Raw genomic sequence first — 11,679 nt, 5'->3', positions numbered from 1 at the left:
GACCATTTGACGCTGCCAATAGCCGTGCTTCTGTTCGACCTACCTGTTTGTCCGAGAGTCATCGAAGAAAGGAAGTACAGACCTTTCAACAAACGGAAGTGGGGTCCCGAAATGACATGCCTTCGCCCCCTTCACGTATTACTCAGATCTCAAGTGCCTCAATGACCTGATTCGTGTCGAGGAATCGGGATGTTGCTTAGTACTTCCGAATGGCAGCAAAAGGCACAGCGAAGCCGTCCCGGCACCTAAGCCGTGGCAGCGTTGAAGAAATAAAAGTCCGCTAGCTTCCAGCGAGTTTCTGCAGATGGTCCGGCAGCCGGTTACCAGGTGCCCGGCCTCGGATCTCCAGCAGCTCGCGGGCATGTGCGTGCAGCTTCTTGTCCTCGTCAGAGACTGGCTCCCAGGCAGGTACGGGGACTGCCGTCCCCGTTTCATCGCGCGCAACCATCACCGTGAGGCAGTAGGTGGTCAGGTTCATGACCCGGCTCTTGGGGTCACCCGAGCGGACGTGTACCGCGATGTGCATGCCCTTGGCGCCGGTGTAGACCAAGCGCGCCTCCACTTCGACGACGTGGCCGATCAGCAGGGGCCGATAAAAGCGGACGCCGCCGGAGAACACAGCTACGGCGTCCATGCCGCAGTAGCGGGAGGCACAAACGTAGGCGGCTTCGTCAATCCACTTCATCACAATGCCGCCGTGGACCTTGCCGCCCCAGTTCACATCAGTGGGTGACGCCATGAACCGCAGGACGACGCGCTCGGCGGTCCCGGCGTCGGTATATTCCTGCGCGTTCATCGCGTTGACAATCTGCTCCCGGACCTCGATGCGTGCCAAGGCGTGGTCGCGCTGCTCGATCTCCGCAGCTGTGGACGGGGCAAATTGCGGTACGGGAATCGGCTTGCCGTCCGGACCGACGGCAACGAAGATCACCATGCATTGGCTGTGCATGGTCTCCGGGCCGCCTTTAGGATCCCGGGAGCTGACCACGGTGTGGATATGCATGGAGGAGCGCCCCGTGTAAACGATGGTGGAGGTCACCTCCACCATGTCGCCGCTGTTGACCGGATCCGTGAAGTGAATGTTGCCGACGTACGCCGTAACGCAATATGCCTTGGCCCAGCCAACAGCTGCCGCATACGCTGCTTTGTCCACCCACTCAAGGACAGTGCCGGCGTCGACGGATCCGCTGTGTCCCACGTCCATGGGAGCCGCGAGGAAGCGGAGGGTCACTGAATTGGCGGCGTCATCGCTCATGCTTGGAATCTTACTGGCGCCACGTTTCTGTTACGTGACTAAGTCTGACTACCAGGGGCCAGACTACCGTCGCTGGATACCGAGGGTGGCGATAAGATCCTCGTGGAGCTCGAACCAGACCCGGTGGAAGGAATCGCGATCGGTGGCGGTGAGCCATGCCGTGTCCTGGACAGCGTGCTTGAGTGCGCGCAGCAGCCGCTCAGCGTAGCCCTCACAACGAGGCAGCACACCTGTTAGCTCAGCCTCGAGTGGACGCCATGACGCCAAGGCGCCCATCAGGACATCCATGGCATCCTCGCTGGCCTGAGTATGCAGCTGGATGGCACTACAGGCCTCCACGACGCCGGTGTTGATGTCCGCAAAATCATCATGCACGGCCAGCACCGCTTGCCGTGCCTGGGTCCGGTCCAACTCTTCGGCCAGTAACCGCTCATTTTCGGTTCTCCCGAGACTCGACAGCGACCAACCGCTGATCCCCGCGAAGGTGCTGTGCGAAACCAAGCCGTTCACGCCGGCGTCGATGAGCTGGGATTCCACTAGACCGGGCTCCTGGAAGAACCGGGCCGCCACCGTTTGCGTATCAGCGAAACCAAGGAGGCGGACCGCATGCAAGGTCAGGAGGGTCATTCGCTGTCCATCAGGGTGACGGTTCCCCGGGCTCCATCAATGGCCAACGATTCTCCGTCGGCAAGGAGGTCCAGCGCATCCCGAACACCCAGCACGGCTGGGATTCCGAACTCGCGGGCGACGATCGCAGCGTGCGACAACATTCCGCCTGTCTCCGTGACCACCGCTGATGCCATGCTGAAGAGGGGTGTCCATGCGGGGTCGGTGGTGCGGCACACCAGAACGTCGCCGGACTGGAATTGCGTGAAATCGTCCGGGCCGTGGATGAGCCGGGCAAAGCCATGGGCCGTACCGGTGCTGGCTCCCACTCCAATAAGGATGGTCATCCGGCTATTTCTACCACCGAAAGCTCCGGGTACCGAACAGCACAGCTTCGGCAGAAGAAAAGCACGGCCCCGCACCAACAGGTACCGGGGCCGTGCCCGCTAGGAAGGACGAGCTATTTGGCGCCCGTATATGCAATATTCGGCATAGAAGGCGCATCCATGCCTACACCGATATAGAAGCCCGGGTGCGGCGGCTGGTTGTAGGCGATGTTCTCGCGCGCAACCGAGAGCCGGTACACGGGATCGTGCATCAACGTCCGGAGCCGGACATCAGTACCGGAAGTGGTGGTGTAGATCCGGAGTTCCGTGCTGTCCGCTGAACGCCAGGCAATTTCTTCACGCCAGTCGCCCAACAGGTCGGCTTGGATTGCCGGGTTGCCCTTGGTGCTGTTGTTGGTCAGCGCACCCGAGGCCGTCAGCAGGCGATCGCTGCTTTGGGTGTTCCAGTTCCACTTGCTGATGCTTGGGGTGCCGCTGTTGCTTGCGACGTCCCAGTCGTGGTCCACGATTTCGCGGAGCAGATCTCCGTCCCACCAAGCAAGGAAGTTCGCTGCCGGGATGTTGGTGGAGATCAGCTCTCCCTTGGCCGAGCGGAGTTCGCCTACCGGTGAGTTCCATGCAGCGTCGCCGCCGACGGCCCATCCTTCGGCTCCCAGGTAGCGGGGGTCGATGTCTCCTGCGGCTCCGCGGCCGGTATCCCTGACGGCCGGGATGCTCCAGAGCACCTCACCAGTGGCGGAATCACGGAAGGTGGCTCCGAGATTTCCACTGGAGGCCATGTCTTCGTGGACTGCGAAGGTTTCCAGACCGGGACGCGATGGATCCAGGTCGCTGGTGTGGATGGCATCGCCGTGGCCGAGGCCGGTGGTGTAGAGCGGCTGACCATTGTCATCGATGGTCATGGAGCCGAAAATGAACTCGTCCTTGCCGTCGGCATCCACGTCAGCCACGGACAGGTTGTGGTTGCCCATGCTCCGGTACTGATCCCCGGAAACGTTGGAGTCGAACACCCAGCGCTTCACGATCTTGCCGTCCACCAGGTCATAGGTGGCCAGCACTGCCCGGGTGTAGTAGCCGCGGCTGAACATCATGGACGGGTGCTCACCGTCGAGGTAGGCAACAGCACCAAGGAAGCGGTCCACGCGGTTGCCGTACGTGTCGCCCCAAGCGCCCACGTCACCGCGAGGCGGGTCATACGCCACGGTGTCCATGATGGTTCCCGTCTGCCCATGGAAGACAGTGAGGAACTCCGGACCGGTGAGGACATAGCCGCTGCTGTTGCGGTGATCTGCGTTGGCATTGCCGATCACGGTTCCTGCAGCATCCCGGGTCCCATCGGCAGTCTTCATGGCCACTTCAGCCTTGCCATCGCCGTCGAAATCGTAGGCCAGGAGTTGGGTGTAGTGAGCGCCGGCGCGGATGTTCTGGCCGAGGTTGATGCGCCAGAGCTTGGTGCCTTCCATGGTGTAGGCGTCCACGTAACCGGTGCCCGTGTAGCCGGCCTGCGAGTTGTCCTTGGCGTTGGACGGAGACCACATCTGGATGATCTCGTACCGGCCGTCTCCGTCCAGGTCGGCGACTGTGGCGTCACCCGCCGAGTAGCTGTAGGGCTGCCCGTCTTTGGTGTAGTCGTCAGCCGGCTTGTCCAGCTTGATGGCCAGGTAGTCCTGCGCCAGAGGGCTGAACTCCTTGGTCTCCTTGTCGCCGCTGTTTCCGCCGCCAGCTGCTTTGATCACGTACTTCGAGGTGGCGGTCCCGGTGGTATCCAGGTAACTCGTGCTGTTGGTAATGGGCGAGGAGGTGATCTTCTTGCCGTCCCGGAAGACGTTGAAGCCGATCTTGTCTTCATCGAGGCCGAGCATGCGCCAACCGATGCGGATTCCCTCCGTCGTTGGAATTGCCACAGGCGCCCGGTCCAGCTTCTCCATCTGGCGGTCCAGGACAACCACGTCATCTGTGCCGACGGTTTCCGACGGAGCCGATTCTCCGCCGGGGTTCAGTGCCGTAACGCGGTAGTAGTACTTGATGGTGGTCAGGACTGTGGTGTCCGTGAACTTTTTGTCATCGGTTTTACCCACGTAGGTGAAGGTGCCGTCAGGTGCCGTTGAGCGGTAGACGAGGTACGCCGTCGAGCCCTTAACTTCGCCCCACTGAAGCGAAACGCTGGTCTTTTCAACCTTCTTGGTTTTCAGCTTTTCGGGTGCGGCGGGCGCTGCAGTTGCGGGGTCGACCAGCGGCACGTCCAAAGTGTTGGACGGGACGGACTCCAGACCAGTGCGGTCTACGGCCGTGACGTAGTACTTGTAGGGCAGGCCGGCCGTAGCGGTGGTGTCCGAATACGCCGGTTCGGAGACGTTCTCCGCGATCAGCTGCGCAGACGTCTCGAACGGTGCCTGACGGAACACGCGGTAGCTGGCGGCGTCGGCAACAACGTCCCAGGAAAGCCCGACGACGGGCGGCTGGGCGCCGGCGTCGACGGACGTGGTTTTGAGGTTGCTTGGGCCGACCAGGAGGGGCGTGACCTCGAGCCCGTTGAGGCGCTGGCCGGATCCGCTTATGCTCAGGTTGAGTTGACCGTCGGTTACCAAGACTTCGTTGATGACTTTGGTGGCTGACGCGGCTTTGCCGGAGGTGACGGTACCGAAGCCCTTGCCTTCCACGGCGATGTCAGTCCGCGTGGAGCCGATCCAGTCGCTGTGGTACGTCTTCAGGGCGTAGGTGCCGTTGGGAACGTCCAGTTGGAATTCGAAGCTGGCGCCGCTGAGGACGAAGTCCCGGAGCAGGTTGGTGGTGGTTGCACCGCGGTCGCGATCGCTGAGGACCGTGATGTCCTTGAAGCCATAGCCGCGCTCGGCAGAGTAAGGCATGGTGCGGTTGACCTCGGTGTAGCCGCCCTCCACGGGGGCGCCGACGGGTCCGAAGTCGAACTTGTAGGTGGCCTGCTTGGTGGTCAATGCCAACGCGTCGCTGTACTCGGAGAGGCCTTTGCCGTTCATCGCCGCCACGCGGACGTTGTAGGCGGTGCCTTCGGCGAGGCCACTGAGGTTGGTGGTGGGAATGGTGGAGGTGGTGGCCAGCTTGTAGGCGCTGTCCGGTTCAGTGGCCAGCTTGCGGTAGACCTTAAAGATGTCTGCTCCCTCTACCTGCTGCCACTTGAGCAGCGCGCCGGCGTTGGAGACGCTGCCGGCAACCAGGCCTTGCGGCTTGGCAGGAAGGTTCGACGGCGGTGTGACTTCCTGGACGCGCGATGCCAGCGGAACGTTGAGCTGCTTCATGCCGCTGGCGAGAAGGCGGGCGATCTGGATGGCGCCGTATTCCTGGAAGTGGGTGTCATCAGCGGTGCCGCTCGGACGCCCGGGGTACACGCCGGCGTCGACATGGAGGAAGACCGACTTGGTTTCTTCCGGTCCGATTTCGTCGTAGTAGCCACGGCTGAGGGCGGACAGATCCACCAGGGCTACGTTCTCTTCAGCGGCGAGTTCCTTCATCTTGTCCACGTACTCCGGGAAGCTGACGCGGAACTTGCCGGTGGTGGCGTCGAAGTCACGGCGTCCCACCGGAGTGACCAGGATGGGGGTGGCGCCGCGCTGGCGGGCACCGTTGACGTAAGTGCGGAGGTATTCCTTGTAGTCCGCGGGGGACGCGTAGCGGTCGTCGACGCCGATGGTTGCGTCGTTGTGGCCGAACTGGACCATGAGGTAATCGCCGGGGTTGATGACGCGGAGGATCTCGTCAAGTCGGCCTTGGCTGATGAAGTTCTTGGAGCTGCGGCCACCGATTGCGTGGTTGTACACGGGGACTTTGTCGTCAAGGTAGCGGTCGATCATCTGGCCCCAACCCGCTTGGGGAGCGTAGCCGGGATCGTAGGTCTGGACGGTGGAGTCGCCGGCCAGGTAGACGCCGGGATCCGTTGTCGCCGCGCGGGGAGCGCGGGCCGCAATGACCAGGGAGTTGATTTTGGCAGCCGTGCCGGTGATGTCCAGGTTGAGCTGGCCGTCCACCAGCGAGATGGGGAATTCCATCTCCAGGAACTGGCCGGCCGGCTTGTCAGTGAGCTGGACCTTGGCCATCTTCTCTGCCGTGATGGCGATATTGGTGGCTTCCGTTGCGTCGCCTGCTATGAGCTTTACCGTGTAGTCGCCATTGGGAAGGTCTACTTGGAAGGAGCTGCCCTGGGCTTGGACGAAGTCGCTGCGCAGGGTGTCCGGGGTGCCTCTGTCAGTTTCTGAGGTGAGGGCGGTGTCCGTGAAACCGAATTTTGTGGCGGCGGTATAGGCGCTGCCCGCGTTCACTTGCGTGTATCCGTCGGCCACGACGCCGGGCCCGAAGTCGAATTTGAAGCCGCTTCCGGCCGGGGGGAGTGATGTCTCGGCGTGCGCTGCAGGAAGCCCGGTAAAGGCGAGAGCAGCCGAGGCGACGGCGGCAGTCAGGGCAGTAGCGCCCGTTCTGACCGCGCGTTGAGGGGGGTGTTTCACGAACATCTCCTTTGATGACGCGTGGGGTGTGTACCAACCACACTGTCGGACTTTGTATCGTTTCATTGACGGGGTAAGCGCATCCAGAGTGGTTTGGCGGGGGACCGCCGGTCGGAAGGGGGATGCGGGTGGAACAGCTGGAAAACGCTTGCCCGGTGGGACATGTTTACCAGTGTTTGAAATCGCGAGTCAAGGAATTGACGGGAGAATTTGTTGTTTTGTGTTCGAAGTCGTGAAGTATGACATCAGCCCGCCGCCCTGGAAGCCGATCCTCTCTCACTTCCCATGGCCTAAACGCCATCGCTCTCTCCCTTTCTTGAAGCAAGGGAGAGAGCGATGGCGTTTAGGGGCTGTTATGTGGAAGAGCGTCCGGGGGTGTTGGTGGAGGCTGGCGGTGCGGGGCGGCTTAGGCGAGGACGCGCAGCTTGGAGCCGGAGCGGCCAAAGAGTGCGGCGTCGGCGGAGATCTTGCCGGCACCTGCCAGCGCGAGGGCCAAAGCGGCGCCGGCGAAAAGCAGAACCAGTTCGTATCCCCCGTTGCCAACAAAAACGCCGGCCGGGGCATGCACCAGGAACAGGGCGCCGAGCATGTTGACGGCCAAGAGCGCGGCGAAGATGCGGGTCAAGAGGCCGATGATCAGCGCGACGCCACCCACCAGCTCAAGGGTTGCTACTACCGGGGCCACTGCAGACGCGCCGGGCACGCCCATCTGGGCGAACGATGCCTGCGTCCCGGCAATGGTGAATTCGTTGAACTTCTGCCAACCGTGCGCGGCGAAGAGAAATCCTGCAATAACGCGCAGGATGGTCAGGGCTGTGGTGGTCATGCTGGACTTGTTCATACCTTCAACCCTTCCGGAGGTAAGTTGAAGTGTCAACTAATTGAGGCTCTGTATGACCAAAGCCTCAGCTACCTGCTTTGTCTCCCTGCCACATTGCGCGGTTTCGCCTGTAGCCACGGCTGCAGCAGCCTCGTGGTGATCGGCAGGAAGATGTAGGTCATCAGCGGTGTGAGGATCACGATGTTCAGCAGAACCGCAAGTACCAGAGGCCAGTCCTGCGTCAACGGGTGCAGCAGGAAGTTGGCCAGCAGGCTGAGCGGGAAGAACGGCAGGAAGATGCTGATGGCCTGCTTCCACCGCGGTGGCACCACCGTTTCGGGCACAACTACCGAGACGTCGCCGGGCCGCGCGAACCAGCCCTCAATGCCTGTGTGCCGCTCCACCCGGGTGGTCTCCATCATGTCCCTGGCGCTATCGATCCACCAACGGCGCTCCTCAGAGTCTTCCCAGTCCTGCAGAGACTCAGCATCTGAGAAGCGGTAAAGCATGTGCCATTCAGTAGAATCCACACCATTGCGCACCCAGCCCGACCCCAAATATCCGGGCCATTCGCGGGCAAGCTCCTGACCGGCATGGGCCCAGGCATTGGCTTGCCGGGTATAGCCGGGGAGGATGGTGCGGGCGACTGAAACGGTGACGGGATGCTCGTGTGACACGGCCCAAATGTACCCGGCCATCGGCGGACTAGGCTTGTTTAGTGCCTCAAACCACAACCACACCCACTCGCTCCAACGCCCACGAGATCCTGCGCCTGGCCGTCCCGGCCTTCGGTGCACTCATCGCCGAGCCGCTGTTCCTGCTGGCTGACTCCGCCATTGTGGGGCACTTGGGGGTCGACCAGCTGGCAGGTGTCGGCCTCGCGTCCACCCTCCTGCACACCGCCGTAGGGCTCATGGTCTTCCTCGCATATTCGACAACGCCGGCAGTGGCCCGGGCCATCGGCGACGGCAAACTGGGGAAGGCTTTGGCAGCAGGGCGCGACGGCGTGTGGCTGGCTCTACTGCTCGGATTCGCGCTCGCCGTGGTTGGTTTTGTGGCGGCCGAGCCGCTGGTTGGCTTCATGGGAGCTACCGGTGACGTCCGCCAGTTCGCCGTCGATTATCTGCGATGGTCCATGCCAGGCCTGGCCGCGATGCTCCTCATCTTCGCCGGCACCGGTGTTCTCCGCGGCTTGCAGGACACCCGGACACCGCTGGTTGTGGCAACCGCAGGCTTCGCCCTGAACATCGCCCTCAACGTGTTCTTCGTCTACGGATTGAACATGTCCGTAGCCGGCTCCGCGATCGGCACGAGCATTGCACAGTGGGCCATGGCCGCCGTCTACCTGGTGATGGTCAGCCGGAATGCGCGCCAACATGGGGTGTCCCTTAAGCCCGACTGGCACGGCGTCCGGGCCATGACCAAAGTGGGTTCCTGGCTCATGCTCCGTACGCTGAGCCTCCGCCTCGCCATATTGGCGACAGTCCTGGTGGTGACCGCGCAAGGCGCCGTGAACTTGGCCGCGCATCAGTTGGCCATGACCATTTTCTCCTTCCTCGCCTTTGCCTTGGACGCGCTGGCAATCGCCGCGCAGGCCCTGATCGGCAAGGAACTGGGCGCCAGAAACGCCCAACGCGTCCGCGAACTGACCCGCACCATGATCCGCTGGGGCCTCGGGTTCGGTGTGATCACCGGCGTGCTCCTGGCCATCGCGGCGCCCTGGGCCGGCTATCTCTTCACGTCCGACGCCGGCGTCCGGTCCGCTCTCACCGTTGCCCTCTGGGTTCTTGCGGTGGGACAGCCGTTGGCAGGCTACGTCTTCGTCCTGGACGGAGTCCTCATAGGCGCCGGCGACGCACGCTACCTGGCGATTGCCGGCGTCGTAAATCTGGTGGTCTATCTGCCGCTGCTGGTGGCAATCCACCAGATAAAGCCCGACGGCGAGGCGGGGCTCCTCTGGTTGTGGGCTGCGTTCGCGCTGGGCTACATGCTGGCCCGCGGGGTGACTTTGGGGCTGCGCGCGCGGACGGATCGGTGGATGGTGCTGGGTTCGCACTAAACTGGACGGGTGACTCTCCCAGCGACTCCTGCCCAGACTCCTTCTGCCACTGCGGCCGGACTCTGGAAACCCGTGCTGATCCGCTCCACGGTCGCCCTGGTGTTCGGCGCGGTCACCATCTTCTGGGCTTCTCCGTCCGTGAACGTCCTGGCGTGGGCCGTGGGTCTGTATCTGTTGGCGACCGCGGCGGCTGTGTGGATGTCCCGCGCTTTGCCTGTTGCTGTTCCGGTGGTCGTTGCGCTCGGAGGCATCGGAGCTTTGGTCACGCAGTCGGACCAGGGCGTTGCGCTCTCGGCCATGTTTGCGCTGCTGGTGCTGGGCCTCCTTGAGTTCGTCCATGGCCTCCGGAAGCGGGATCCGTTGGCGCGCGACTGGCTTGTGTCCGGCGTCATTGCTGTGGGCACCGCAGTGCTGCTGCCGTTCTTCACGTCGTTGGGTGCGCATGCGCTGTTGGGTGTGGCTGGTGGTGGGGCCATCATTTCCGGCGTGCTGTGGATTCTCTCCGGGTTGACGCTGCGCCACGAAGCCCGGACCGCTGTGGGCGGACCGGCTCAGGCTGCTGCTCCCGGCGCTTCGCCCGAGGCCGTAAACTAGTAGCTGGACGTTCTACTCGTTGTAGAACTTTTGCTGACCGGCGGAGACCAACCGCCATCATTGGAGGAATGACCGTGGCAGACCAGACACCAGGAGAACCGCGCAGGATGCGGACCTCGGTCAAGGGACCCCTCATGTTCTCCGCGTTCTTTGCAGTGCTGGCATTCGTTGCCGTGCTGATCTTCGCCTCCGGCGGCAGCGCCAAAGCCCCGCGGTTCGACCTCGCCTTCACCGGCGCGGGCATCGCGTTCATCGTGAGCCTCGTCGTAGCGGCCATGTTGTCCATGAGCCACAAGGAGAACGCCGATCACCTCGGCAAGGGTTCCGGCGTCAACCTCAGCTCCAAGCGCCCCAGCCATGGCGGTCCGGGTGCTCCGGACGACAGGCCTGAAACGCCCGACGCCGGCCGCTAACCTTCAGGCGCTTCCTCACCTTGGGTGGGGGAGCGCTTTTTTGTGGTCTCGCCTGGTCTTCCGCACACGTCACGCGGTGCACACTTCGGCCGGACAACGCGAGCTAGTGCAGCAGCGAGTCGGCCAGATCCTCTTCACGGGTGAGGGCCGTCCGTTCGGTCCGGGATTTGCGGGGATGGGTGACTACCACCATGAGAATTGCGGTGCCAACGAGCGCTAACGCCCACCAAGGGAAGCCCGGGTCCAACGCTTGGCTGGGCAATGTTTGGGCGGAACCAGCGGATGGAGGGTCAACGCGCCCGCCACGTACCAGGAGCCTGTGGCTGTTGACCCCTGTTGGCGTGCACGTCACCAGAGTGACGTAGTCCTTGTCCAGGACCTTGCGGAGATCGTCCGTTTCCTCCGGCAGAACGGTCTTGATCTGATCCACTTTGTAATAGAAAGACTCGCCGAGCACGGTTACGGAGAAGACATCGCCTTCGCGTACCTGGTCCAAGTCATCGAAGAGAGTCGCGTTGACGAAGCCGGAGTGGGCAGTCAGGACACTGTGGGTTCCCGTCCCACCAACGGGCAGGCCGGAGCCGAACAAGTGCCCGGCGCCCTTGGCGAGCGTTTCCTCATCAGTGCCGTGGAAGATCGGCAAGTCAGAGTGGATGGAGGGGATGCTGAGGCGGCCCATCATGCCGCCGGGGCCGACGCTGAGCATCTTTTTATACGCCTCCGAACCAGCTCCGACGACGGTCTTCTCGCCGTCTTCGTTCAAGGAGTACGGGTCGCGAAGCGGCCCGGATGGCAGGTCCTTGTTGAACTGCCTCGCCTCAACCAGAAGGGTCTTTTGGGCTGACGCGGAAAGGTTCTCCACGCTGTCCACATAGCCGCTGATCTCTGTGGCGTGAACCCGGTCGGAGAACCATGCGGCGGCGGTGGGATACAGCATCACTCCCACGCCCAGGATCGCGACTACAACGATAATGATGCGCTGGGTGGTCCATCCGGCGCGGAAAGTTCCCTGCGACCGCTGTTTGGAGTGTTGGTGCTTTGACATGAGAGTCCTGGGGGGATTTGTGCTCTGGGGGAACAAAGCGGGGAAGAGCGCGTGTTCGGCGTTCT

General features: G+C 62.7%; 10 protein-coding genes. 3 read left to right on the top strand and 7 right to left on the bottom strand.

Translation table 11 applies throughout. The annotated features are described in order from the left end of the window. Nucleotides 1–280 precede the first annotated feature (280 nt). The 6 genes from J7I86_RS20620 to J7I86_RS20595 all read right to left on the bottom strand — a co-directional run bounded on the left by J7I86_RS20620 (nt 281) and on the right by J7I86_RS20595 (nt 8,180). Complete coding sequence (locus tag J7I86_RS20620; RefSeq protein WP_214822725.1) at nt 281–1,255, bottom strand: acyl-CoA thioesterase; 975 nt, start codon at nt 1,253–1,255, stop codon at nt 281–283. Nucleotides 1,256–1,318: 63 nt separating this feature from the next. Further along, entirely contained in the window at nt 1,319–1,882 is a 564-nt protein-coding gene (locus tag J7I86_RS20615; RefSeq protein ID WP_214822724.1) for a hypothetical protein, read from the bottom strand. Continuing rightward, nucleotides 1,879–2,208, bottom strand: a complete 330-nt coding sequence (locus tag J7I86_RS20610; protein WP_214822723.1) for a PEP-utilizing enzyme — start codon at nt 2,206–2,208, stop codon at nt 1,879–1,881. Before J7I86_RS20610 ends, J7I86_RS20615 begins: the two co-directional genes overlap by 4 nt. 113 nt (nt 2,209–2,321) lie before the next feature. After that, on the bottom strand, nt 2,322–6,683 hold the full coding sequence (locus J7I86_RS20605) for an SGNH/GDSL hydrolase family protein (protein ID WP_309476772.1): 4,362 nt from the start codon (nt 6,681–6,683) through the stop codon (nt 2,322–2,324). A gap of 406 nt (nt 6,684–7,089) precedes the next feature. After that, nucleotides 7,090–7,524 (bottom strand): DoxX family protein, encoded by a 435-nt coding sequence (locus J7I86_RS20600; protein WP_214822721.1) that lies wholly within the window; start codon nt 7,522–7,524, stop codon nt 7,090–7,092. A gap of 68 nt (nt 7,525–7,592) precedes the next feature. Further along, on the bottom strand, nt 7,593–8,180 hold the full coding sequence (locus J7I86_RS20595) for an antibiotic biosynthesis monooxygenase (RefSeq protein ID WP_214822720.1): 588 nt from the start codon (nt 8,178–8,180) through the stop codon (nt 7,593–7,595). Between the two features lie 41 nt (nt 8,181–8,221). Here J7I86_RS20595 and J7I86_RS20590 point away from each other — a divergent pair, with 41 nt between their 5' ends. From J7I86_RS20590 to J7I86_RS20580, 3 genes are all read left to right on the top strand, one after another. Next, entirely contained in the window at nt 8,222–9,562 is a 1,341-nt protein-coding gene (locus J7I86_RS20590; protein ID WP_214822719.1) for an MATE family efflux transporter, read from the top strand. Nucleotides 9,563–9,571: 9 nt separating this feature from the next. Beyond that, nucleotides 9,572–10,156: a DUF308 domain-containing protein gene (locus tag J7I86_RS20585; protein WP_309476771.1), complete on the top strand. Its 585-nt coding sequence runs from the start codon at nt 9,572–9,574 to the stop codon at nt 10,154–10,156. Between the two features lie 68 nt (nt 10,157–10,224). Further along, the gene (locus J7I86_RS20580) at nt 10,225–10,569 is read left to right on the top strand and encodes a hypothetical protein (RefSeq protein ID WP_214822718.1); all 345 of its coding nucleotides are present in this window, start codon (nt 10,225–10,227) and stop codon (nt 10,567–10,569) included. 103 nt (nt 10,570–10,672) lie between these two features. Here J7I86_RS20580 and J7I86_RS20575 read toward each other — a convergent pair whose 3' ends face one another. Beyond that, on the bottom strand, nt 10,673–11,614 hold the full coding sequence (locus tag J7I86_RS20575) for a class C sortase (RefSeq protein WP_214822717.1): 942 nt from the start codon (nt 11,612–11,614) through the stop codon (nt 10,673–10,675). Between the last annotated feature and the right edge of the window lie 65 nt (nt 11,615–11,679).

Source organism: Arthrobacter sp. ISL-95 (assembly GCF_018613695.1).
Lineage (GTDB): Bacteria > Actinomycetota > Actinomycetes > Actinomycetales > Micrococcaceae > Arthrobacter.
The sequence above is the reverse complement of the archived record's forward strand: the minus strand, read 5'-3'. Positions and strand labels throughout refer to the sequence as shown.

Excerpts from the sequence above, each read along its gene's own strand:
- J7I86_RS20620 (WP_214822725.1), bottom strand. The coding sequence starts at position 1,255 with ATGAGCGATGACGCCGCCAATTCAGTGACCCTCCGCTTCCTCGCGGCT.
- J7I86_RS20615 (WP_214822724.1), bottom strand. The coding sequence starts at position 1,882 with ATGACCCTCCTGACCTTGCATGCGGTCCGCCTCCTTGGTTTCGCTGAT.
- J7I86_RS20610 (WP_214822723.1), bottom strand. The coding sequence starts at position 2,208 with ATGACCATCCTTATTGGAGTGGGAGCCAGCACCGGTACGGCCCATGGC.
- J7I86_RS20600 (WP_214822721.1), bottom strand. The coding sequence starts at position 7,524 with ATGAACAAGTCCAGCATGACCACCACAGCCCTGACCATCCTGCGCGTT.
- J7I86_RS20580 (WP_214822718.1), top strand. The coding sequence starts at position 10,225 with ATGACCGTGGCAGACCAGACACCAGGAGAACCGCGCAGGATGCGGACC.
- J7I86_RS20575 (WP_214822717.1), bottom strand. The coding sequence starts at position 11,614 with ATGTCAAAGCACCAACACTCCAAACAGCGGTCGCAGGGAACTTTCCGC.